The organism is Pantoea sp. EEL5 (genome assembly GCF_049892805.1).
Lineage (GTDB): Bacteria > Pseudomonadota > Gammaproteobacteria > Enterobacterales > Enterobacteriaceae > Pantoea > Pantoea ananatis.
On the sequence record NZ_JBNDNJ010000003.1, the window covers coordinates 290217 to 313753 of the forward strand.

23 protein-coding genes are annotated in these 23537 nt (G+C 58.2%); 5 read left to right on the forward strand and 18 right to left on the reverse strand.

The genetic code is table 11. The features are described from left to right. The first annotated feature begins 22 nt into the window (after positions 1–22). A complete protein-coding gene (locus ACPXSQ_RS15550) occupies positions 23–2512 on the forward strand; it encodes a hypothetical protein (RefSeq protein ID WP_133344756.1) in 2490 nt (829 codons plus the stop codon). Positions 2513–2667: 155 nt separating this feature from the next. Here the strand turns inward: ACPXSQ_RS15550 and ACPXSQ_RS15555 are convergent, their stop codons facing one another. Both ACPXSQ_RS15555 and eat read right to left on the reverse strand, forming a co-directional pair. Beyond that, entirely contained in the window at positions 2668–4008 is a 1341-nt protein-coding gene (locus ACPXSQ_RS15555) for an aspartate aminotransferase family protein (protein WP_015701027.1), read from the reverse strand. A gap of 63 nt (positions 4009–4071) precedes the next feature. Next, positions 4072–5436, reverse strand: coding sequence for an ethanolamine permease (gene eat, locus ACPXSQ_RS15560; RefSeq protein WP_014595250.1), 1365 nt, complete (start codon positions 5434–5436; stop codon positions 4072–4074). 243 nt (positions 5437–5679) lie between these two features. Here eat and ACPXSQ_RS15565 point away from each other — a divergent pair, with 243 nt between their 5' ends. Beyond that, the gene (locus ACPXSQ_RS15565) at positions 5680–6684 is read left to right on the forward strand and encodes a phosphotransferase enzyme family protein (RefSeq protein ID WP_181134754.1); all 1005 of its coding nucleotides are present in this window, start codon (positions 5680–5682) and stop codon (positions 6682–6684) included. Positions 6685–6813: 129 nt separating this feature from the next. Continuing rightward, positions 6814–7878 carry an AraC-like transcriptional regulator QhpR gene (qhpR, locus tag ACPXSQ_RS15570; protein WP_014606669.1) on the forward strand — a complete coding sequence of 355 codons (1065 nt, stop codon included), beginning with the start codon at positions 6814–6816 and terminating at the stop codon, positions 7876–7878. Positions 7879–8033: 155 nt separating this feature from the next. On the opposite strand, the gene ACPXSQ_RS15575 is transcribed toward qhpR, so the two are convergent. Beyond that, positions 8034–8708 (reverse strand): EAL domain-containing protein, encoded by a 675-nt coding sequence (locus tag ACPXSQ_RS15575; RefSeq protein ID WP_227008667.1) that lies wholly within the window; start codon positions 8706–8708, stop codon positions 8034–8036. A 231-nt stretch (positions 8709–8939) separates the two neighbouring features. Next, positions 8940–9179: a hypothetical protein gene (locus ACPXSQ_RS15580; protein WP_033774915.1), complete on the reverse strand. Its 240-nt coding sequence runs from the start codon at positions 9177–9179 to the stop codon at positions 8940–8942. On the opposite strand from ACPXSQ_RS15580, the gene ACPXSQ_RS15585 reads away from it, so the two are divergent. Beyond that, positions 9139–9618 carry a GNAT family N-acetyltransferase gene (locus ACPXSQ_RS15585; RefSeq protein ID WP_014606671.1) on the forward strand — a complete coding sequence of 160 codons (480 nt, stop codon included), beginning with the start codon at positions 9139–9141 and terminating at the stop codon, positions 9616–9618. The genes ACPXSQ_RS15580 and ACPXSQ_RS15585 overlap by 41 nt on opposite strands. Before the next feature lie 116 nt (positions 9619–9734). Here the strand turns inward: ACPXSQ_RS15585 and ACPXSQ_RS15590 are convergent, their stop codons facing one another. Further along, positions 9735–10925: an alpha/beta hydrolase-fold protein gene (locus tag ACPXSQ_RS15590; protein ID WP_022622295.1), complete on the reverse strand. Its 1191-nt coding sequence runs from the start codon at positions 10923–10925 to the stop codon at positions 9735–9737. A gap of 249 nt (positions 10926–11174) precedes the next feature. Here ACPXSQ_RS15590 and ACPXSQ_RS15595 point away from each other — a divergent pair, with 249 nt between their 5' ends. Then, entirely contained in the window at positions 11175–11387 is a 213-nt protein-coding gene (locus ACPXSQ_RS15595; RefSeq protein WP_014606673.1) for a hypothetical protein, read from the forward strand. A gap of 37 nt (positions 11388–11424) precedes the next feature. Here ACPXSQ_RS15595 and acpT read toward each other — a convergent pair whose 3' ends face one another. The 13 genes from acpT to ACPXSQ_RS15660 form a co-directional block, all read right to left on the reverse strand. Next, a complete protein-coding gene (acpT, locus tag ACPXSQ_RS15600; protein WP_014595240.1) occupies positions 11425–12003 on the reverse strand; it encodes a 4'-phosphopantetheinyl transferase AcpT in 579 nt (192 codons plus the stop codon). A 1-nt stretch (position 12004) separates the two neighbouring features. Further along, positions 12005–13234: a beta-ketoacyl-ACP synthase gene (locus ACPXSQ_RS15605; RefSeq protein ID WP_013024459.1), complete on the reverse strand. Its 1230-nt coding sequence runs from the start codon at positions 13232–13234 to the stop codon at positions 12005–12007. Then, positions 13231–13962 (reverse strand): 3-ketoacyl-ACP reductase FabG2, encoded by a 732-nt coding sequence (locus ACPXSQ_RS15610; RefSeq protein ID WP_013024458.1) that lies wholly within the window; start codon positions 13960–13962, stop codon positions 13231–13233. The genes ACPXSQ_RS15605 and ACPXSQ_RS15610 overlap by 4 nt, the downstream gene beginning before the upstream one ends. Next, positions 13959–14435: a 3-hydroxy-fatty acyl-ACP dehydratase gene (locus ACPXSQ_RS15615; RefSeq protein ID WP_013024457.1), complete on the reverse strand. Its 477-nt coding sequence runs from the start codon at positions 14433–14435 to the stop codon at positions 13959–13961. Before ACPXSQ_RS15615 ends, ACPXSQ_RS15610 begins: the two co-directional genes overlap by 4 nt. Next, entirely contained in the window at positions 14432–15601 is a 1170-nt protein-coding gene (locus tag ACPXSQ_RS15620; protein WP_019105044.1) for a beta-ketoacyl-[acyl-carrier-protein] synthase family protein, read from the reverse strand. Before ACPXSQ_RS15620 ends, ACPXSQ_RS15615 begins: the two co-directional genes overlap by 4 nt. Before the next feature lies 1 nt (position 15602). Beyond that, positions 15603–16139: a DUF3261 domain-containing protein gene (locus tag ACPXSQ_RS15625; RefSeq protein WP_042677869.1), complete on the reverse strand. Its 537-nt coding sequence runs from the start codon at positions 16137–16139 to the stop codon at positions 15603–15605. Positions 16140–16255: 116 nt separating this feature from the next. After that, a complete protein-coding gene (locus tag ACPXSQ_RS15630; protein ID WP_013024454.1) occupies positions 16256–18574 on the reverse strand; it encodes an MMPL family transporter in 2319 nt (772 codons plus the stop codon). Further along, a complete protein-coding gene (locus tag ACPXSQ_RS15635) occupies positions 18543–19148 on the reverse strand; it encodes a LolA family protein (RefSeq protein ID WP_014595237.1) in 606 nt (201 codons plus the stop codon). Before ACPXSQ_RS15635 ends, ACPXSQ_RS15630 begins: the two co-directional genes overlap by 32 nt. Further along, complete coding sequence (locus tag ACPXSQ_RS15640; protein WP_041930962.1) at positions 19145–19567, reverse strand: acyl-CoA thioesterase; 423 nt, start codon at positions 19565–19567, stop codon at positions 19145–19147. Before ACPXSQ_RS15640 ends, ACPXSQ_RS15635 begins: the two co-directional genes overlap by 4 nt. Before the next feature lie 3 nt (positions 19568–19570). Next, a complete protein-coding gene (locus tag ACPXSQ_RS15645; protein WP_014595236.1) occupies positions 19571–21262 on the reverse strand; it encodes a glycosyltransferase family 2 protein in 1692 nt (563 codons plus the stop codon). Further along, positions 21253–21606, reverse strand: coding sequence for a hydroxymyristoyl-ACP dehydratase (locus tag ACPXSQ_RS15650; protein WP_019105040.1), 354 nt, complete (start codon positions 21604–21606; stop codon positions 21253–21255). Before ACPXSQ_RS15650 ends, ACPXSQ_RS15645 begins: the two co-directional genes overlap by 10 nt. Beyond that, positions 21593–22954: an AMP-binding protein gene (locus ACPXSQ_RS15655; RefSeq protein ID WP_031283435.1), complete on the reverse strand. Its 1362-nt coding sequence runs from the start codon at positions 22952–22954 to the stop codon at positions 21593–21595. Before ACPXSQ_RS15655 ends, ACPXSQ_RS15650 begins: the two co-directional genes overlap by 14 nt. Next, positions 22954–23532, reverse strand: a complete 579-nt coding sequence (locus ACPXSQ_RS15660) for a hypothetical protein (RefSeq protein WP_014595234.1) — start codon at positions 23530–23532, stop codon at positions 22954–22956. Before ACPXSQ_RS15660 ends, ACPXSQ_RS15655 begins: the two co-directional genes overlap by 1 nt. Between the last annotated feature and the right edge of the window lie 5 nt (positions 23533–23537).

The window sequence follows — 23537 nt, forward strand, 5'->3', positions numbered from 1 at the left end:
TCGACACCAGGAGAATATCATCATGGACCAGAACCATTATTGTTACTTCCCCCTTAACCAGAATGAAGCCGTTCGCTACTGGCAGTTATCCGCGATTTCTTCACAGCGCTATGATGTGCCCAATGCGCCGATGTCCGGTGAAATGGATCCGTTTTTCTTTCTGAGCCAACATAAAAACTTTATTCCCCATACCTATCCCTGTCGTACGCAGTTTCAGCAACACTATGCCGGAAAAAAGCCCACTCCTTTCGGCGATACTACCCTGAAAAACTGGTGGTTCCCTTTTGGTTCCGATCGGGTCGATTTATCAGGTTTCTGGTTCCGGGCCACGCGCATCGGCGCTCAGGCAGAAACCTACCTTGTTGCGGAACAAGGTGGCCTGTACCGTTTTCGGCTGACCACCTGCGGTGCCGCCTGTATTACGCTGAACGGCGGTGATGTGGCATGGCAGGCAGACTATCAGCGTAATCTGGAAAGCACCGTTGAGTTCGCGCTCATGCTGGATGCCGGAGTGAACGCTATCGCGGTCTGGTTCGATGACCTGGCCGAACGCGATGTGCGCTTCTTTTTTCAACTGGACTATGTTGAAGGTGCGCCGCTGCAGGTGGCACTGGCAACACCGATTGAGGCAGATCGGGTGCGGCAAATGGAAGCCCTGCTCGAAGGCATGGCGTTTGAACAGCCGACCTACACAGGCGGCACCGTTCGCCTGTGCTTCCCAATCCCAGCCCCGGAAACGCTGAACCTGAATATCCGCGTGCAGGGCGACTTTATTTCGCTAGACCAGCCCGTACTGCTCAACGCGGTTTTACATCAAGGCGAAACGGTGGCTGAGATTGCCGAAAGCGACGCGTTGCCGGCTGATTTTCGTCATTTCGTTATCAGCATGGAAAAAAACAACTTTCATATCAGGCGCACCCTGGGCGTGGAGATCTGCCATGCAGAGCAACAGGCGCAGGTGCCGAAAACGGCAGACGCGCGTGCAGACGAAGCGCTGATGCATGTTGCCCTGCACGGCGAATACAGCAGCGTAAAAGCGCTGGCCCGGCTAGCCTGCGGGAGGGATGACACCGAAACCCAGAACATGCTGGAAGGCGTTTTAACACCGGTTGAAGATTGCCATGACTGCGCCGACTTTACGCTTGTACCGCTGCTGTGGTGCCGGATCCAGTGGGCGGATCGCATTGCCGCTCCCGTTCGCGAGAAAATGGATCGGGCGATTTTAGCCTTTCGTTACTGGATGGATGAGCCGGGAAATGACGTGCAGTGGTACTTTTCTGAAAACCACGCGCTGCTGTTTCATACCGCCGCCTACCTGGCGGGAAGCACCTTTCCGGATAAAACCTTTGTGCGATCCGGCCGCCTGGGCTATGAGCAGGCAGAAGCAGGCCGTCAGCGCGTGCTGGCATGGCTGGATCACTTTGAACAATGCGAGATGGCCGAATGGAATTCCGCGCCTTACTTCCCTATCGATCTCAAGGGATTAACCGCCCTCGCCGCCCTGGCACCGGATGCCGATATCGTTGCCCGTAGCCAGCGCGCTATCCTTCGCCTGCTGGAACAGATAGCACGCTCTTCCCACCAGGGCATGCTCACCGCATCGCAAGGTCGTTCATACGAGCACACGCTGCGCGCAGGTCGCTCGCTGGAGCTGTCCGCAATTTCGCGCCTGTTGTGGGGCAAAGGCAACGTTGGCTGTCGCTTTCATGCCTTACCGCAGCTGGCACTACTGTTAAAGCAGGGCAAACTGACGCACTCACCTGAACTGGCAAAGGTGGCGGTATGGCGAGGTGACAGCGCGCTGGAATGGTATTTCGCTCAGGGGCTTAACCGCATTGCGCGCCTTTACCACTATAAAACCCGCGACGTGGCAATGGGTTCCCTTGCCGGATACCGCTGGGGCGAATGGGGCTATCAGGAAACCCCGATTCATCTGAGGATCGGCGAGACGCCGGAGGCGCAGATCTGGATCAACCATCCAGGTGAACGCCTGCACAGTGGCTTCGGGCGGCCTTCCTACTGGGGAGGATGTGGCACGCTACCGCGCGTGCAGCAGTATCGCGGCCTGGCGATCGTTCTGTTTCGTGTTCATGAAGGGCAGCCTGATTTTTCTCACGCCTGGCTGCCGCAGCGCTATTTTGATGACGTGCGTTGCTACGATAAACGCATTCTGCTGCGCAGTGGTAAAGGTATGGTACAGATCTCCGGCAACCGCGCGTTCCAGCGGATCGCTCATGGCCCGACACAGCACTGTGAAGTCCGCTTGCCGGGGCAGGAAACCTGCTGGCTGATTCGCCTGAATGACGATCCGCGGCTGGATAACCTGGCGGATTTTGAGGCGCGATTTGCACAGCTCACCGTTGAGCGGCGCGAAGACGGCACCTTTTACGTCAACGATCCGCAATATGGCGAGGTGTTTTTCCAGCCAAACGGCTGTGTTTTCGGGCAGGGGCGGTTACTGGATCCTGACAGCTGGACAATTTCCGGCGACAGCCACGAACTCCCCTTGTAATTCTGCCGTGCCAATCCCTGGCATCAGGTTTTACGGATATCGCCAGCCCGGCTGACGTCGGGCTTTATCCGTGCAGTGATGACGGGCGTTATGCGACGCGTGCAGCATTCAGCAAAATCATCCCGTTACCGCCCTGTCCTGTGCCCGGCAGCGGCCTATCCCTGCAGTTTTTTCAGGCAGCGATCCATCGCGCTGACTACCCAGTCGATATCATGCGTCTGGAAGCACAGCGGCGGCCGAATCTTCAGCACGTTGCCGTAAGGTCCGGCGACAGACGTCAGCACACACTCTTCGCGCAGCGCCTCGACCAAATCGAGCGCCAGCCGTTTGTCAGGCTGCTTCGTCTCTCTGTCCGTGACCAGCTCAAAGCCAATAAACAGGCCAGCGCCGCGCACGTCGCCTACGCAGGCATAGGTATCCTGAAGGGACTGCAGGGCCGCTAACAAAGCTTGCCCGGTTTTCAGGCTGTGCGCCTGAAGCGATTCCTGCTCGATCACATCCATCACCGCGTGCGCCGCCGCCATCGACACCGGATTGCCACCAAAGGTATTAAAATACGGGAGCGAGTCACTGAAGGCCGCCATAACCGGGGCTTTCGCCATCAGACCGGATACGGGAATACCGTTGCCCATCGGTTTACCCGTGGTCACCACGTCGGGCACCACACCGTGGCGCGCAAATCCCCAGAATGATTCCCCTGTACGGGCAAAGCCGGGCTGAACTTCATCGGCAATAAAAATTCCGCCGTTTTGATGGACGACGTCGATAGCCTGCTTTAAAAAGCCCGGCTGGCCGGGCAATACGCCGTCCGAAGAGAAAATGGAGTCCGCCAGAAAGCCCGCAAACTTAATGCCGTGCGCGGCCATATCATCGATCTGTTTCTGAATTTCGTGGGCAAACCAGGCCCCCTGATCGGCGGGCTGAATGCGGTAAAAATCTGGCGATGCCACCAGCCGGGTATGCGATGACAGCGGCTGGCCGCTGCCCAGTGCCGGTGATACGCCGGACGTCAGCGCGCTGGTGCCGTGGTAGGCCTCTTTCGAAACGATAATGCCCGTGCCGCCGCTCCACGCGTGCGCCATACGAATCGCCAGATCGTTTGCCTCGGACCCTGTGCACATGTACATGGCCCGATCGATGGCCGCCGGCATCGTTGCCAAAATGCGTTCGCTGTAGTCCAGAATAGACTCATGCAGATAACGGGTGTGCGTATTCAGCCGCATCATCTGCTGGTGCACGGCTTCCACGACCGCCGGATGACAGTGGCCGATGCTGGCGACGTTGTTATACATATCCAGGTACTGTTTGCCCGCCTTGTCCCAGAGATACTGCCCCTGCCCGCGCACCAGATGCACGGGGTTACGGTAAAACAGCCGATATGACTCGCCCAGCACCTTGCTGCGTTTGTCGGTTAACTGGCGAATCGCCGGGGCCAGCGCTTCCGCATTTTCTGCACGAAAGCTGTTGGTATCCATAATGGTTGAACGTACCGTCATCATCACTCCTCGGATTCAATACTGTCGCTGCCGTACATCAGTGCGCGGCAGCGTCTGTCTGCGTTAGTCGATCTCCGCCGCGACAGAGGTTTGCGCGATCGTGCCGCGCCGGGACTGGGTCGTCAGGAAATAGAGGTAACCCACGACCATAAAGGCCATAAACAGCGCGCCAATCTCCGGGTTAAACCACAGCATCGCCGCCAGGCAGATCAGCGATCCGCACAGGGCAATGGCAGGGATCACCGGATAACCCGGCGCACGGTAACTGCGCTCCAGCGTGGGAGCGGTACGACGCAGCTTAAACAGGCTCAGCATGCTCATGATGTACATCACAATGGCGCCAAACACCGACATCGTGATCATGGCGGCGGTCAGGCTCATGCCCTGAAAGCTGATCCCGTCAGAGAAAATGGCCAGAATGCCCACTACGCCACCGGCCAGAATGGCGCGGTGCGGTGTGTTAAAGCGTGAAAGCTTCGCCAGGGCGGGCGGCAGATACCCTTCACGGGCCAGCGCAAAGAACTGGCGGGAATAGCCCATGATGATGCCATGAAAACTGGCGATCAGGCCGAATAAGCCAATCCACACCAGCATGTGCATCCAGCGCGAGTCATTCCCGACCAGCATTTTCATCGCCTGAGGCAGCGGATCGTTAATGCCCGATAACGTACGCCAGTCGCCTGCTCCACCGGCAAACACCATCACGCCAATCGCCAGCACCACCAGCGTTAAAATACCGCTGATATAGGCGCGGGGAATGGTGCGGCGGGGATCTTTTGCCTCTTCTGCCGCCATCGCGACGCCTTCAATCGCCAGAAAGAACCAGATGGCAAAGGGGATCGCAGCGAACATACCGGAAACGGAAGCCAGCGAGAAGGTTCCCTGGCCCGCCCAGCCGTTCGCGACGAAATTCGCCAGGCTAAAGCCGGGCGCCACAACGCCCATAAACACCAGTAATTCAATCACGGCAAGCAGCGTAACCAGCAGTTCAAAGGTCGCGGCGATGCTCACGCCGATGATATTCAGCCCCATAAACACCAGATAGGCGCACACGGCGATAAGCTTGGGATTAATTTCAGGAAACTGCACGTTGAGATAGGCGCCAATGGCCATCGCGATAGCGGGAGGCGCAAACACAAACTCAATCAGCGTGGCGATTCCGGCAATCAGCCCGCCGGTGTCGCCGAACGCCCGGCGGCTATAGGCGAACGGGCCGCCCGCCTGAGGAATAGCCGTTGTCAGTTCGGTAAAGCTGAAGATAAAACAGGTATACATGACGGCAACAAAAAACGTCGTGACCAGAAAGCCCAGCGTGCCCGCTGCGCCCCAGCCGTAGCTCCAGCCGAAATACTCACCCGATATCACCAGCCCCACGGCAATGCCCCAAAGTCGCAGGGTGCCCAGGGTGGGTTTCAGTTTCTCTTTCATCACTGCGTTCCCCGTCTGTGTTAATTGAAAAATGCTGCACAAAAGCTGTCGGGTAGATGATGGACACAGTGGGAAGGGAAAAACTTGACCGCAGAAAACAGAACGCCGTGATTTAAGGTCAACTTGCCCCTGGCCTGGCTGCCAGGTGCCTGCCAAAGTCAATTTTCCCCTGCTTTCAGGTCAAGCGTGCAGGCAGGGTTCAGCGCCATGCTGGCCCTACACGCAGAAACCCGGGAGCCGGACATGAGCCATAAACAGTACGATACGCTGAGTAACGACACCATCCTTCAGCTTGCCCACCGGGCATTAGTGAACTATCCCGCCTGTGCACAGGCTGAGGTCAGGCTGCTGTGTCGCTCAGAAAACGCGACGTTATCTGTCAGCACGCCGCAGGGCCGCTACGCGCTGCGCATTCACCGGGGCGATTACCACGCGAAGCAGGATATTGAAAGTGAGCTGCTCTGGCTGGACGCGCTTCAGGCGGCGGACATCAGCGTCCCCGCTGCCGTAGAAGATCGTCAGGGTGAACGCATTCAGGTCCTGCCGCTGCCCGATGGCGGCGAACGCTATGCGGTGCTGTTTCACTGGATAGAGGGCGATATGCTGACCGACAGCGTCGATCCGGCTGCGTTTCGTCAGCTCGGTGCCATTACTGCCCGTCTGCACCATCACAGCCGGAAATGGCAGAAGCCGCAGGGGTTTCACCGCATCATCTGGGATCATCATACGATGGTGTCTCCGGCAGGCCACTGGGGCGACTGGCGGGACGTTGCGGGGTTACCCACCGCTGAACACGCGGTGGTAGAAGAAACGCTGGAACACGTGCGCCGCCAGATGCTGGACTTCGGACAGTCACCTGAACGCTATGGGTTGATTCATGCCGACCTGCGCCTGACCAACCTGCTGGTACATAAAGGCGAAACCCGGGTGATCGACTTTGATGACTGCGGCATGGGCTGGTACCTGCACGATCTTGCCGCGGCCATCAGTTTTGTTGAGCATCATCCGAGTGCGCCGCAGTGGGTGGAAAACTGGTTACGCGGTTACGAACAGTTCGCACACATCAGCGATCGGGAACTGGCTATGATCCCCGCCATGCTGATCCAGCGGCGTATCCAGTTGACGGCCTGGGTGGCTTCCCACCGCGAAACCGAGATGGCGCGCAGCCTGGGCGATCGCTGGGCCAGCCACACCGTCCGGCTGTGCCAGCGCTATCTTGAAGGTGCCGCGCTGCCGATTGGCGTTTAACGCACCGCCGCAGTGCCTGATCGCGGTGCAACACGGAAAGCGAATCGGGTAAGCGATTGTTATCGCGTGGTTTCCAGCTGGTACGTTTTTTGCAGAACTCTAAGACGTTCACTTTTTGCGGAAAACAAGATGACCAGCAGAGTTCCAGAGGCCGCGTTAACGGCCATCTCCGGCGCAGGCGGCCATCGCGGTGTGTTGTCTGCCGCCGCAACGGGCTTAGGCGAATTTATCAATGCACAGGGCGGCGATGTCGATCGCATTTTCGGGATCAGCGGGATCGATCCCGATATGCTCGCCTGCCCAACGCTGAGCCTGGACCTGGTCAGCTATTGCCGGGTGCTGGAGGAAGCAGCAAGCCAGGCTGGCGTGGACAACTTTGGTCTGCAATACGGTCATCAGTTCCGACCCCAGTCACTGGGGCTGATCGGCTATATTGGCTTGTGTTCAGCCACGCTGGAACAGGCGCTGCGGAACGTCGTCAATGCCTTTCCCTTTCATCAACACAACACCTGCATCCGGCTGACCGAACGCGGCGACTGCTGGCAACTGGATTATCAGGTTCGCCATGGCGTGATCCTGATGCGCCGCCAGGATGCCGAGTTAACGCTGGGCATGTTCCTCAACCTGATCCGCCATGCCGCAGGTCGGCACTGGGCGCCGCGGGAAGTGCATTTTGAGCATCCGCGCCCTGAGCACTGGCACGAACACTGTAAAGTGTTTGATGCCCCGGTTTACTTCGATCAACCCTTTAACTCGATGATCATCGCGAAAGCGGATCTGAACCGGAAAATGCCGGATCATGATCCGATGCTGCTGCTGGTGATGCAGGATGCCATCCGTCGGCTCAGCCCGCCCGTGGTGCGTCAGGACACCGTTAATCAAACCCGAACGGACATTCATCTGCAACTGCTGAACGGCGAACCTTCACTGGAAATCATCGCGGAAAAACAGGGGTTATCCGCCTGGTCATTGCAACGGCGCTTACGTGATGAGCAAACCAGCTTCTCGGCGCTGGTGGACAGCGTACGCAAAGAAATGGCCACGCATTATCTCAAACAGCATCATCTTTCTGTTTCCGAGATGGCGCTGCTGCTGGGCTACTCTGAAGTCAGCGCTTTTTCACGCGCCTTTCGCCGCTGGTTCGGCTGCAGCCCGCGCGATTGCCGTAAATCACAGGAGGGGCTGTTCTTGTAGCTAATCTATCCAGCCAGAACAGCATTCGTTACGCTGCGTGCTTCAACAACCGGCTGTAGGCTTTAACCCTCTCAGCCAGTAATAAGACAGTGAGCAAATTTACGATCAGAATAAATCAAAACGAGCAGGCAGCGACGTTAAGAATAAAAGCGTCGTCAGGTAATGGCATCAAAAGAAAAGGCTTTAAAAAGATAGCCCTGAAATGCGGCAGCATGGGGTTTAGCAAACTGGAAGTAGGTGTCCTTTTCTACGCCTTCGACAATGATAAACTGGCAGTAGTCTTTAATTTGCGTCAGCGTCTCTTTCCAGAGTGGACGATTATGATGTTCCCAGAAAAAGTGCTTATCGATTTTAACCGCCTCATATAATCCCTCCTGCAAACAGGGAAAATGAGACGATGCACTGCCAAAATCATCCAGCCATAAAGTGTAATTATTATATAACTTTCGCAGTAAGGGATTATTTAGCCCCTCAGCCAGGTTGGGAAAGTCTTCTGAAACCTCGATGCGAAGAAAAGAATGCGCTGTGGCGAGCTCGTAAATATCCCGTTCTTCCAGCAGCGCAAAAGCCATCTCTACATCTACATTGACAGAACACAGCAACTGGTTACGTTCAAAGAAATGTCTTTTTTGGTGAATTAAGCACAACTGCTCTCTCAGGAGCCTTATTTTTTGTTCTTTATTCATTTTACTTATATGTGAAAAAGGCGTCCCTGGTGCGGCAAATCGGGTTAAGACTTCAACGGCAATACGTTCGGATTTCAGGTTTACGATGGGTTCAGCAATGAACCGCCAGGCACGGTTATTATTATCAAGATTCTGGATTTCCATTCCCATGCTCTGATTAACGATGTTGAAGTGGATTGATTATTGATCGCCTTTAGCTATCAATCAAATGAATTTTAACGGATTAAACTATGATTAAACCTATCAAATCCCAAAAATCGATCGTTAAACCCTTGTTATTTAATGATGAATGGCAAACTATAAAACTCCAGTTTTCCATGGACCGCATTTTTTGCCGGTCATCCCTGTTGGGCAATGTGTCCCGATTAATTCCTTTCAGAGTACAGGGGAAATGGGAACAGGGCTGGGTTCAATCGTCCCGGCGGCCTTAAGGCCAGCGTTAAACAGAAGAAATTGACAGACCGATGACAGCCGGATGCCAGCCAAATGAAAAAAGCGGGTTAAAAACCGCTTCCGGGAAATACAGAGGTCAACCCAAATATTGGCGACTTGAAATACCGCGGTCCAGACGATAATGTGTTCCAACTTCACCGTCATGTTATACAGAACGACCATGTCTCTTTCCTTTTTTAAACTTGAACCCCGGCACCTTAAAGAAATATATGAAATACGCTTTTCCGTAACGGAAAACCGGCTTCACGCGCATCAAATTCACTATTTACAGCGTGAGCAAGCGCTGGAGGATATATGTCAGGGCGGCGGCTGGATTTGCCAGGTCGGGGATGATTATGCAGGTTATGGATTGGGGATCTATGCGCCCGAACCGCTAATTGGCGGACTGTTTGTTAAACCTGAATATCAAAAACAGGGCATCGGGACGCACCTGCTGAACGCGATCGTCCAGTGGTTTAGCGATCGGGGCGCAGAGACGATTATGCTGACCACCGATCCCGGCTCGAACGCGGAGGGGTTTTATCAGGCAAATGGCTGGGTCGCAGAAGGCAGTGATGCGTTTGGGCAGCGGGTGATGCGTAAGCGCTTACCGCGTGGCTGATATGACGCAATCCGCCGCCAACGAAATAGCAGCGTTCCCGCCGCGTTGGGGAGAATGCGCACAGGATACACAGGATGCTCTGCTCATCCTGTGCGCGGTCAGCGTTGAAGCCAGAATTAGTGCGACTGTGGTTTAAACAGCTGCTGCACAAACTCCACATACGCAGGTCGCCAGACGTCCATCTCATGTCCCAGCCCCGGATACTGGGTGTAATGGAACTTCACGCCCTGCTTTTCCAGTTCGGTTTTCAGCCCGGCAATGTCTTTGCCTGTCACGATATCTTTATCGCCCACCACCAGCGTAAAGTTTTTCAGCTGTTTATTCACGGTCTGCGGCTGGCTCAGCTGACGCGTCACGAACTCATTAGGCACTGTACTGGTGGTCACGCCGCTAAAACTGGCCAGCCAGGCAAAGTCGCTCAGGTGCGTCATGCCGGACACCAGCGCCTGATAGCCGCCCTGGGATAGCCCGGCTATCGCGCGGTCGGCGGGCTTGGTGCTAACCGTAAAACGTTTCTCAATCAGCGGGATAATATCCTGCATCAGCTCTTTATCTGCTGCGGCGGCATTCAGCGGGTAGAAGTCTTTGCGACGGTCGGCAGGCGGGAAGTTTTCAGGAATAGCCTGCACGATGTCGGTTTCGGTATCGGGCACCACCACCAGCATCGGCTTGATTTTGCCCTCTGCCAGCAGGTTATCCATAATTTGCGGCAGGCGGAGCTGAGAGATGGCCGACAGCCCGGTATCGCCAAAGCCATGGTAGAAGTAGAGCACCGGGAGCGGCTTGCTATCGGCCTTGTAACCCGGCGGTGCCCAGACAAACACCTGACGTTCAGACTTCAGGGCGGTGGAGTGATAGGTCAGGGTCAGTACATCGCCGTGCGGCACGTTGCGCTCATCCAGAATACTGCCCGGCACCAGAATCATACTGGTGTTTACCTGGCGCTGCGGTTTCGGGAAACGGCTGCCGGTATCCGGCGTGCGGAAACCGTCTACGTCAAAATAGTACTCATACAGGTTGGGCTTCAACGGCTCGCTGGTCCATGACCAGATCCCCGTGCTGTCCTTTTTCATGTCATGCGACTGCTGGCTCAGCGGCGTGGCGCCGGTTACGACGGCAACCTGCTTCGCGGCAGGGGCAAAAAGACGAAAGGTAATGGAGTGATCCGGATTCAGCGCCGTAATGTAGCGGCTTACCGGGATGCTCGTGTCTGGCGTTAACGGCAAAGGGGCGGCAATCAGTGCAGGTGCATATCCCGTGAGCAGGCTGCCTGCCAGGAATGAAAAACAGGCTAAAGTTTTTTTCATCGTGGGTTCCGGTTGTATGTATGGCGAGGTAGTTATTGCATCTTTACGTTCAGGAAGAGAGCAAAGGGATACGCAAAAAACGCAGGGTGTGATGCGGTTCAAAAAATTCAGGCCCTCTCTGGCATGAAAAGTCCGTCGCTTTTTCTGCAACAGTCGCGCAACGACTCGCATTTTTTTATCCGCCCGCCTCGCATTCGCGTTATCGTCGCAACATGAACACTTTTCCCCCTTGATAAGGACTGAGTATTGATGCGTAAACTTCCCTTTCTGCTGGTCACGCTGGGCCTTTTGATGTCGGTTACCTCTCAGGCGCAGGCTGAAGGCTGCCTGAAAGGCGCGCTGGTGGGCGGCGTAGCGGGTCATCTTAAACATCATGCGGTTGCCGGTGCCGTGGCGGGTTGCGCAGCAGGCCATTACCTGGCGAAGAAGCATAAAGAAGAAGACAGCAAACAGAGTCACTAAACAATCAGGGCTGCCCGGTGAGAACGTGGCCAGCCCTTTATGCCAGCCGCCGCAGAGTGGTCGCGCTCAACTCAAACGGCGTCGGCGTGCAGACCGCCAGACTCAGGCCGCCCACCTGCAGCGCGCTGACCGACAACGCAGACGGGGCCGTACTGTCAATGCTGGCCATCTGCCAGGCGCTCTCACCGCGCTGCTTGATTATCGCCTCTTTTATCGTCCAGATGCGCCAAAAGACCGCTAACTGCTGCACCCCCGGTTGTGCGGCGATCAGGGCCTGTTCACCCGGACTGAACAGCTTTTCTGCCAGGCGCGGCCAGTTTGGTCGCGGTCGCAGGACTTCAATATCACAGCCCACGTCCCTTTCGTCACTGAACAGCAGGGCAATGTCATCCCCGCTGTGGCTCAGACTAAAGCCGCGTTGCACCTCGGGGGGAAACGCGGGCTTGCCATTTACCCCGTACTGCATCGCGGGCACCGGCGCGATAGCAGCAGAGAGCATGACGCGCCCGGCAAGCCAACTGGCACGCCGCGCGCCCGAAGGTGCCCGATCTTTCAACTCGGGTGCTAACGCGCCAGCACTGAGTCGGGAAATCTTTCCCAGAAAGATCTGATACATATCAGTGCCAGCGTTTGATGATGATGGAGGTGTTAATGCCGCCAAACGCAAAGTTATTGCTCTGCAAAAACTCACAATCGATAGGGCGAGCCTGGCCCATGATGTAGTCCAGTTCGCCGCAGTTGGCGTCCGGTTGCGTCAGATTCAGCGTAGGAGCGAACCAGCCCTCGCGCATCATTTGCAGGCTCATCCAGGCTTCCAGCGCGCCGCAGGCCCCTAATGTGTGGCCGAAATAGCTTTTCAGGGACGAAATGGGCACCTGATTGCCGTAAATCGCCGCCGTCGCCTGACTTTCCGCCAGATCGCCGCGATCGGTGGCGGTGCCGTGCGCCGAAATATAGCCGATGTCCTGCGGGCTTAATCCCGCCATCTTCAATGCCTTCTCCATGCAAATCTGCATCGTTTCCCGCTGCGGCTGAGTGATATGGGCTGCGTCACAGTTGGTGTTGAAGCCGACGATCTCGCCATAGATTGTCGCGCCGCGCGCTTTCGCGTGTTCCAGCTCTTCCAGAATTAGCGTGCCTGCGCCCTCGCCAATCACCAGACCGTCCCGTTTTTCATCAAAGGGCGAAGGCGTGGTGGTCGGCGCATCGTTGCGCTGGCTGGTGGCGAAAAGCGTGTCAAACACCGCCGCTTCCGAGGGACACAGCTCTTCTGCGCCACCGGCCACCATCACCGTCTGATAACCGTGGCGGATCGCCTCCCACGCGTAGCCAATCGCCTGGCTACCCGAGGTACAGGCGCTGGAGGTGGGGATAACCCGACCGCGCAGGCCGAAAAACAGCCCGGTATTCACGGCGGTGGTGTGCGGCATCATCTGTACATAGGTGGTGCCGGTAATATTATTGGTGTGCTTTTCCGTCAGCATGGTCGCGAATTCGCTTACCGGTCCGGTGCTGCCAGTCGAGGAGCCGTAAGCAATGCCGGTTTCACCATTGGTGAGCACAAGATCGCCGATCAATCCCGCGTCCAACAGCGCCAGTTCGCTGGCGCGGGTCGACATTAATGAAACGCGCCCCATGGCGCGAATACGTTTGCGGGTGTAGTGTTCCGGCAAACTGAAATTATCAATCGGGGCACCCAGTAAGGTATGCAGCCCGTCGTAAACCTGCCACTCCGGCATTCTGCGTACGGCATTTTCATACGCCAGCAGCCTGGCTGAAACGTCCTGCCAGTTTTCGCCAAACGCGGTGACGCCGCCCATACCGGTAATGACCACGCGCCGTGTCATAACATGCCTCCGTTGATGGAAATCACCTGGCGCGTCACATAACCTGCGATATCCGACATCAGGTAACGGGCAAGCCCGGCCACTTCCTCGGTTTGTCCCATGCGTTTCATGGGGATCAGGGACATCGCCTCTTTCAGCGCCGTCTCTTCCATCTCGATCATTCCTGTATCGATCAGCCCCGGCGCAATACAGTTAACGGTAATTTTTCGTTTGGCCAGCTCAATCGCCAGCGCTTTGGTGGCGCCAATAATGCCTGCTTTCGCGGCACTGTAGTTCACCTGACCGCGATTGCCCATCAGGCCCGACACCGAGGAAAGCGTAATAATGCGTCCGCCCTGGCGGGCGCTGATCATTGGCATAATGCAGGGCTGAATCACGTTGTAAAAACTGTCCAGATTGGTATGAATCACCTTATCCCAGTCGTCGTCGCTCAACGCAGGAAAGGCCGCATCGCGGGCAATGCCGGCATTGCTGACCACGCCGTACCAGGCTCCGTGTGCGTCGATATCCTGCTCCAGCACCTCGCGGCACTGCTGACGGTTCGCCACATCAAACTGCAGCAGGCGGCCCGTGCCCCCTGCCGCCAGAATGGCATCCAGGGTTTGCTGCGCCCCGGCAGCATCATGGTGATAATGCACGCCAAGGGTGAAGCCGTCTGCCGCCAGCTGGCAGGCGATGGCGCGACCAATGCCTTTGCTGGCACCGGTAACCAATACTGAACGGCTCATGAGGTCGCTCCTTGTTGAAATAATGAATGAAGTTCTTCGGCGGTGGGCTGAAAGGTATTTACCCGGCCGGTTGCCAGCGTAGCGCTCCCCGCCTCGATGGCGCACTCAAAGCTGCCAAAGCGTTCATCCTGCATCAGCAGTTTGACCTTGACGATCAGCGTGGCATCCGCCGGTAGAATCCCTGCGCTACACACTAATTCGCGCGCACCCAGCACCATGCCTAACGAGATACTGGCCTGTCCCTGCTGATGCCGATGCCAGCCCGACCAGACGCCGACCGTCTGCGCCATTAACTCCAGGACATACCAGCCCGGCAGGTTGCCATCGGAATCGAGAAACGGGGCCAGCACGCCCTGCGGCGATACCGTGACGCAGCAGGTCGCGCTGTCGGCCGTCACGTCGCTGACCTTTTCCAGTAACAGCATCGGCGCATCGTGCGGCAGATAGTCCGTGGGGGATAAATAGTGGCTCATAAGATCTTCCCAAGCAGAATACTGGCGTTGTTACCGCCGAAGGCAAACGAGTTTGACAGAATCACCGGGCGCGCCAGCGGCTGAGGCCGGTCAATGATGCCACAGGGCGGCAAATCCGCATCGCGCGGCGACAGGCTAAAATCCTGCGGCGGCAGCGGCAGGTTGCGTTGCAGGATCAGCATGCTGAGCGCCGCTTCGGTAATGCCCGCCGCGCCCAACGTGTGCCCGGTCAGGTGTTTCGTTGAACTGCAGGGCACCTGCTCGCCAAACAGGGCGTTTACCACGCTGGATTCAATCTGATCGTTGAGCGTGGTTGCGGTGCCATGCAGGTTGATATAGCCCACCGCCTCAGGCGCAATACCGGCTTCGTTCAGGGCCTGATGGATGGCGCGAATCGCCCCTTCCCCCTCTGGATGCGGGGCTGAGATATGGTAGGCATCGCTGGATTCGCCCACGCCCAGCAGCGCAATCGGCTGCGGCTCACGGGTTAACAACATCAGCGCGGCACCTTCACCGATGGTAATGCCGCTGCGATCGCGGGCGAACGGCTGACACAGGGTGGGAGAAAGCGACTCCAGGCTGTGAAAGCCGTTGACCGGCATCCGGCTGAGCGTGTCTGCTCCACCAACGATCGCTACATCCGCCAGCCCCGCCTCAATCAGGCGACGTCCGCTTATCATCGCACGGGCGCTGGAGGAGCAGGCGGTGGACAGCGTAAACGCCGGACCGTCAAGTGCCAGCCAGTGGCTGAGAAAGCGCGAGGGATCGCCCAACTCCTGCTGCGGATAGCGCCATGCCGTGCTTGATTGCTGATTCAGCGACAGGCGGACGTGCATATCCCCTTCGTCCAGCCCGGATGTGCTGGTACCCAGCACGATGGCGACACGATCGCGGCCATACTGCGCAATCGCCTGATCCACGTCGGGCTGAATCTGGGCCAGCGCGGCCAGCAGCAGTTGATTATTGCGCGAACGATGCGCGCTGAAGGCGTCAGGGATCGCCGGCAGCGCCCCTTCCACGCCGGCCAGCACGGCGTGCGGATGCGCCTGCAACCAGCCGCTGCGGGCGCGCATACCAGGGGCCACGCCACGCACCAGGTTGAGAGCGACCTCATCGTTATCCTTGCCCAGCGCGTTAATCATGCCAACGGCAGAAACGTAGATCATCTCAGTCATCCAGATATTGAATGGTGATGTGGTATTTAAACGCGTGCTGCTCAATGCTGATGGGTTCGCGCTTACCCTGGCGGTTCAGATAAGTGATTTCCGTCACCAGCTTGCCGCTGGCATTACGCAGCTCGCGCTTATCCCCACGGTCTTTCAGCGTCCAGCCCTCTGGCAACTGGGGCAGCCAGGCGCTGATGGGCCAGTGGCTGAGCATCACGTCGGCCAGCACCTGACTGGCCGGTGGCAGCTGCGGCAGCACAATCGACTGTTCGGTGTGCAATCCCTGGCGATCGTAGGTCACCAGGAACAGACGAATACCCACCGACGACAGCCCTGCCAGAGAGATTTTTTTATCATCTGCGTTGAGCATCACCAGCAGCGACTGGGTCTTGCCGTGAAAACGGCCGGTCAGAAGCTGCTGGGAACGGATTGACGGCGCAATGCCCGGCGCAGGCAGCGTCACGCGTGCGCCCGGTGCCAGCCAGGCCTGCGGACGCTGCTGCGGGCTGTGCGTGGAATGACTGCACCCGGCCAGCATCAGCGTGGCGGCAATAATCAAACAGCCTCCAGTGGACACGCGGCGACCGCGTAGCGGCACCGACCTGGCACGCCATCGCGGCAGGCAATATTTCAGCATGCGTAAAGTCTGGTTGATCATCGTGTTTTTTTCTCTCTTTTCGTCGGCATCGCCAGCGGTGCCAGCAGCCAGGCGGTGAAAATACCGCTGATCAGTACGATACCAAAACTGCTAATGGCCTGGGTGGTGCTGAAAACCAGCATGCCCAGCGTCAGCAGCGTTGTCATCATTGCCAGTGTGATGGCCAGCATGGAGGTGAGCGGCGTACCGCGTGGATTACTGAAAAACAGCGTGTAGTTGATGCCGATACCGAGCACCAGTACCAGCGCCAGCAGGGAAAACAGGTTGACCGCATGGCCGGTAAAGGCCAGCACCGCCAGGCCGCAGCCCAGAGAAAGCACAGATGGCACCAGGCTGCGCGCGCCTTTGCGCCAGCCAAGCCGCATGACGGCACCGCAGGCAATCACGGCCAGAGCAACAAGCAGCAGGCCGGTCAGGATATGGCGATACAAGGCAAACAGCCCGTCAAACGTCGTTTTGCGATCCACCCAGGCGACGCCGGGATAGCCTTTACTTAGCGCATCAAGCGCGGCGCTGTGTGTTACGCCGTCTACCGGCACCAGCACGCCGCTCTCACCGCTCTTCAGCGTCAGCCACAGCAGGCGCCAGCCTTCGCTGGCCGGGCTGGCAAGCCAGGCCGCAACGCTGACCGGCATAGGATTGAGATCCGGCTTCAATGTCGTTACGCCCGCCTCGCTGAGCGCGCGCGTGACGGCAGGCGCGGCATTTTTCAACAGCGCCACATCCTGTGCCTGACGCGCCAGCGAGTTCAGGGGAAGCGTTCGATAACCGCCGATCAGCCCTTGCGCTTTGGCCCGTTCCAGCGCGGGCGTGAAGGCTTCCAGCCGCGTCAGCGTCTGCTGCGCACTGTTGCCGTATACTACAAACCATTTCTGATCGACGCTCTGCCCGGTCAGCGCAGTAATGGCTTTTTCCTGCGCCAGAAGGTGCTGCGGCAGCGCCTGAAGCTGTGAGATATCATCGTCTACGCGCAAGGTGGCGAGGCCCGCCAGCGAGAACAGCGCCAGCGCCACCGGCAGCCCCACCGACAGGGCTTTGTTACGCCGCCATGCGGCAAGCCAGCGCAGCATCAGCACCATGGCGGGGACCGGACGCACAGGCAAGCCGCGGCACAGCCACGGATGCCAGAACACGACCGTCAGGCAGGCGGCGCTCAGGCCCACCGCCGCAAAGAGCGCCATCTGGCGAATGCCCGGAAACGGTGCCAGCATCATGATCAGATAGGCGGCCACCGTGGTCAGCAGGGCCAGCAGCAGCGCATTGCGGACTTTCGCCAGGCTCTGCCAGGGCGAGGTATCGGCGCCATGCACCATGCGCTCGGTGAGGTAATAGAGCGTGTAATCGGCGGAGATGCCGATGATGCTCATGCTCATCACCAGCGTCATCAGGTGCAGCTCGCCAAACACCAGCAACGTCACAACGGTGCCCGCCAGCGCGCCAATGGCAATCGAGAGCAGGCATAACAGGATTGGCCGTACCGAACGGAACACCACCAGAATCAGCAGTAGCACGCCCAGCACGGTTGCCAGCCCCAGCGTGGACACATCATGCTTCGCCTGCTGGCTGGCGTAATCGCTGTAAAACACCGTGCCGCGCGAGAGCAGCCGGACCTGCGGGTACTGCGCCTTGAACGTTTTTTCCAGCGCGCCCAGCGTGGTGACCAGTTTGTGCGTCTGCTGCATATCAAACGAGGATCCAGCCAGTTCGCCGTGCAGCAAATACCAGTAATTCCCCTGGCTGTCCTGCGTCACCAGCCAGCCGTCCATCAGGCGCAGCCGCTGACCGTTTTTCGCCATCGCCAGCTGCGATCCGCGCGTCAGCATCAGCGGATCGTTCTGTAATTCTTTGCCACTGACGCCGGAAAAGGCGGAATAGAGCTGAGAGAGGATCCACTGCGCCTGCGCCTCGCCGCCGTTTTGCAGCCGCTGCCGCGTTTCGCTGTCGATCATGCCGTTACGGTGCTGCCAGAAAAACGTGCCCCACGCCTGCTGGCTGCGGGCATCCATCGGCCCTTTTACCTCGGCCAGCGCCCCGGATCGCTGTAACCGTGTCAGCCAGTCGCGCGCCACCTGGGGATCGGCCTGCTTACCGGGGCTCACCAGCCAGACCAGTTGCCGATCGAGCCGCTGCATAAAGCCGTCGTTCAGGGCGGGGGGAATCGCGCCCAGCGCCTGCTTTGGCAGCATCGCCAGCACGCTGCTGTTCAGCCGGGCCTGCGGCAGCAGCGTAAGCAGCACCAACAGCATGAGCAGGCAGACCAGCCCCCACAGCAGCGCGGGCCGTTTACGGGGCGGCAAAGCGTTGGCGTTCGTCATCAGTCAGTTGTGCTGGCGTCAGTTGATGTTGCGAAAGGGTAATGTCCGTGCGATCGCCCTGCTTATCGTTGAGTTGGATCTGCTCCAGATAGGTTTTGCCCGCCAGATCGATGCTGGAGAAGATCTTATCCAGCGGCGTGGTGATCGGCGTCAGGCGCAGCGTCCAGCGGCCTTCGCCCTTGTCGGCAAAGTCAACGCGAAAATTCTGCTCCAGCACCTTGCGATCCGCCTGAAACAGCGCGCGCAGCAGGTGATTAAACTGGAACATCTGCGGATTGTTTTCGGCAGTGATGGTCTGCGGTGGCTGGCCGTTGATCACCTGCACCATGCGTTTGTCATCCAGCAGGAGCTGCATCGGGAACGGACGGGTTTGATCCCACAGCAGGCCCTTGTCGCGGGCGATCAGCATCGTGCCCTGCGATTTTAGCGGCTGCGGCATATCCTTAATGGTGCGCACCTGATCGAAGTGCGCACGGATCACCGGCTGAGTGGTGAAGCGCTGCTGCAGATCGTCGAGCGTCAGCGCGCTGACAAACGGGCTGATCAACAGCGCCAGGAATAGCAGGCCTCTCATGGCGCCACTCCCATACGTTCAAACAGAATGTCCGGGCAGACAAAGCACATCTCGCGACTTTGCTCTTCCACCGCCACCTGAATGGTATAGCCCGTAGTGGCGCGCTGGCCGCTGTCGGCATCGAAAATTTCATACCCAATGCGCAGACGGTTTTCACACTCTTCAATGCGCGCCCGCACGCGAATGCGTTGCTCAAAGGTGAGCGGATGGCGGTACTTTACCCGCGTATCCACTACCGGCCAGACGTAGCCAGAGGCCTTCATCTGCCGGTAGCCATAGTCAAACTGGTTCAGTAACGCCTCGCGGGCGATTTCGAAATAGCGAAAATAGTTACCGTGCCAGACCACGCCCATCACATCGACATCATGAAAGGGAATGGTCAGGTCTACGTCGACCGTAAAACGGGGATCGTTAAGCACCCTTTACTCCTTGTCTTTGCTATCCGGCAGTTGCCAGAAATCGAAAAAGTTAAACCAGTCGAGCGGCGACTGGAGCGCATAGTGCTCAAGGCGTTCAGCATAGCGATCGATGGTCTGCTGCAGGGCTTTCTGACGCTCGGCACGCGGCAACAGCAGCGGATTGGCGAACGGCTCGCAATGAATGTGCAGTTTTCCCTGCTGGCGCAGCGCGAAGATCAGGTGAACCGGACAGCCCAGGATCGACGCCAGAATAAACGGCCCCTGCGGAAAGGGAGCAGGCTGGCCCATAAAGCGGCTCCAGCAAATACGCCATTCCCCGCCGCGCTGCGGATTAACGGCAATGCGATCGCCCACAATCGCGATCCACTCGCCGCGATCCAGCTTTTCTTTCAGCAACATGGCGGTGTCCGGACCGATATCCGTTACCGGCATCAGGTTTAGCCCGGCCTGCGGAGCCATCTCTTCCATAATCTGCTTAAAGCGCTGGGCGTTATCGCTAAACACCAGAGCATTAATGGTTTTACTGCCGCTGCGCTGCACCAGCGCCCGGCAGGCCTCCACATCGCCCAGGTGCGAGGCCAGCAACAGCCTGCCCTGCGGATGATTGAGGTCAAGCATCGCCTCCGCGCCCGGTGCAAAGACCACGTCGCTGCCGAAATGCAGCTCACCGCGCCAGCTGGCGATTTTGTCCAGCATGACGTTGCCAAAGCGCAGAAAGTGCCGGTAGCTGGTCAGGTTATTCGGCACCGGCTGCTGGCGTATCCGCAGCTGCTCACGCACGCGGGTTATCCAGTTCTGCGAGGCTTTTCGTGCCGTTGCGGCTGTCAGCCAGTACGCGCCGACCACCGGATACAGCAAAAGAGAAAAGGCTTTACGGCCCAGCAGGCGCCACACCAGCAGCATCAGGCGCATGCCCCACAGCCCTTTGACCTCTTTCTGCCGCGCCCAGTGCTGGGGCGAGCGGCGAAACAGTAAAGAAGGGATACGCGGCAACATGCCGAAAAACAGCCGCGTGTGCATCAGGGAGATGCGCACGTTGTCTTTGACCGCGTCGAAATGCGAGAGGCCGTCCTGCGGATAGGTTACCCGGGTCGGCACAAAGTAGCTGTTGTTACCCTGCCAGTAGAGCCGCACCATCACTTCGGTATCAAAATCCATGCGCCTGCCGATGGTGGCACGCTGTGCCAGCTGTAAGGTTGGCGCGATGGGATAGACGCGAAAGCCGCACATGCTGTCTTTCAGCTGCAATGACAGGGTTTCGATCCACACCCAGACGTGGGTGATCCAGCGCCCGTAAAGCCGCGAGCGGGGAATGGAGTCGTCATAAATGGGCTGGCCGGAAATCAGCGCATCGGGATGCTGCTGCGCCAGCGCCAGCAGCGCGGGAATATCTTCTATGGCATGCTGGCCGTCGGCATCGACCTGCACCGCATGGGTAAAACCGGCCTGCGCCGCCACCTGCATACCGCGCAGCACCGCCGCACCTTTTCCGGCGTTTTGCGCCAGCCGCACCAGCGTCAGCGTGCTGTTTTCTGATGCCAGCCGATCCAGTACCGCCTGGGTAGCGGCATCGCTGCCGTCATCAACGACAATGCACGGCAGACCAAACGGCATCAGGCGCGCCAGCACCGCTGCCATCATGGCACCGTGGTTATAACAGGGGATCAGCACGCAGGGGGAAAAGGCTAGCGACATAACCGAATCTTACCGCTGCTGGCGACATGACGTGCCTCACCGTCGTGGCGCTGGTAGCTAAAGCTCAGCATCTGGCGCGCTTCCTGCCAGTTCAGCGTTAACGTAACGGTAGTGTCCGGCAGCAGCGGAGCCTGAAACTTCACGTTCTGAATGCTGTGAAAACGCCAGCCGGGTGCCAGCAGCGTCGTCGCGTACTGCATCACCCAGTCAAGTTGCGCCACGCCGGGCAGCAGCGGTTGAACGGCAAAATGCCCTTTGAACCAGAACAGCGACGGATCAAGGTGTAAAACCATCTCAGCCTGATCGGGCTGCGACTGATGGCGCTCAATTTCATGGGGTTTCATGAAACCACTCCTGTAACTGCGCATAAACACGCTTGTTCATACTGTTAACCGGGATCGCATCGATCACCCGCCAGTAACGCGGCACGGCGACAGGTTCCAGCCACGGCAACAACGCACGTCGCCAGGCCAGCTCTTGCTGTTTACCGCCGTGTTCCTGCCAGCGTTGCCGTGCTGCATCGTCCAACACCAGCAGAACGCCAATGCTCTGTCGGCCGCGACGTAAAACCGGCACCGCCGCCACCTCGCTGATCCCGTCCAGCGCCAGCAGCCGCTGTTCGACTTCGCTTAACGAAATACGCTTCTCTTCAATTTTAACCACTCTGCCCCGACGGCCCACCAGCCGGAACTGGCCGTTTTCTTCGATATGCAGAATATCGTCGAGCAACAAACCCTCTCTGTCGGCGATCAGCGGTGAAAACACACGCAACGTATCGCTTTCCTGATGAAAACGGACGCCGTCAAAGGGTTGCCAGGTGATATCTTCTTCCTGACGATAGCGCCAGGCGAGGATACCGGTTTCCGTGCTGCCATAAATTTCATCTGGCCAGATATGCATCCAGTCCGCCGCCTGAGAAACATCCTGCCAGGGTAACATGCCGCCGGCGGAAAAGACCATCGCGACCGGCGGTGCGGTGAGCTGGCGATCGAGGCGTTTCAGAAACGCCGGGCTGCTGATAAAAACATACTGATAATCGTGGCTTAAGGCGGCGAGCTGTTCGGCATACCAGAGCATCGCCGCATGCAGCGGTAATCCCAGCGCCATCGGCAGAATAATACGAAAGGTCAGACCGTACTGGTGCTGCGGCACAACAGAGGCCACGACCCGACAACCGGCCAGCCGCCCGGCAAAGCGGTCGGCCAGCAGGGCCGCTTCATGATCCAGGGACTGAACGGCCTTCACCACCCGCTTCGGCTGACCGGTGGAGCCGGAGGTAAACAGTTCGATGCTGGCCTCGTCAGGTATGGCCGGAAAAGACGGAGCAAAGGCGGCGAGGGTCATCGCACTGCTGACCACCAGCAGCGGCCCCTGCCAGCTCAGCGTTTTTTCACTCAGCACGCCGTCAAACAGGGCGTGTTGTTCGTTGAGCAAGGAAACACGACAGTGACCGGGGACAACCGGTGTTTTGCCCGCGTGCAGCGTTGCCAGCAGGGCCACGGTAAACAGGTAGCTGTCCTCAAAGCACAAGGCCCAGCGTTGGCCTGCCTGCTGCTGCAGTAAGGCGATTAAGCAGGCCACATCCTGCCGCAGATGTCCCAGCGTCCAAGTGCGGTCGTCCAGCCAGGCCACAGGCACGTCAGCCGGTCGCGGTGCAGTGAGCCACTGGGTCAGTGTAAGCGTCTGCTTCATCATGAATCTCGTTGTTTTATTTTCCGGCGTACCAGCCACTCGCCCGCCATCAGCGTGCCCATCAGCAGATAGGCAATCATTCCATTCCAGGCGGTCCACAGCGCCATATCGCCATACAGCGCGGTAAAGAGCGCCATGCTGCCGTTGAGGATGAAAAAGACGCACCAGATTTGCGTCACCCGGCGGGTATAACGCACGCCCTTTTCAGGCAGATCCGGCTCACTGACTCTGGCCAGCCGTTCGACAATGGGCATGGCTGACCACAGGGAGCCACCAAACACCGCCAGCATGACGCCATTGACCACGACCGGGTAAAAAAGCAGGAGCTGGTGGGTTTTCAGCAGGTAGCTGGCCGCGCACAGGGCAATGCCGGCCACCGCCACCACCTGAGTGATGACACGCATCGGCCCCGTTTTGCGCCGGGTCTGGCGAAGACGGAGTAAAAGAACAAGCGCCATCAGTGGCAACAGCCAGTGCAGGCTGTTATGCGCCAGGCCGACGCTGATCAAAAAGGGCCACGCCACCAGCAGCAAGCCTGTCAGCAACGTAAGAACGGGCCGCGTGCGTTTGCCGGACATCGCGA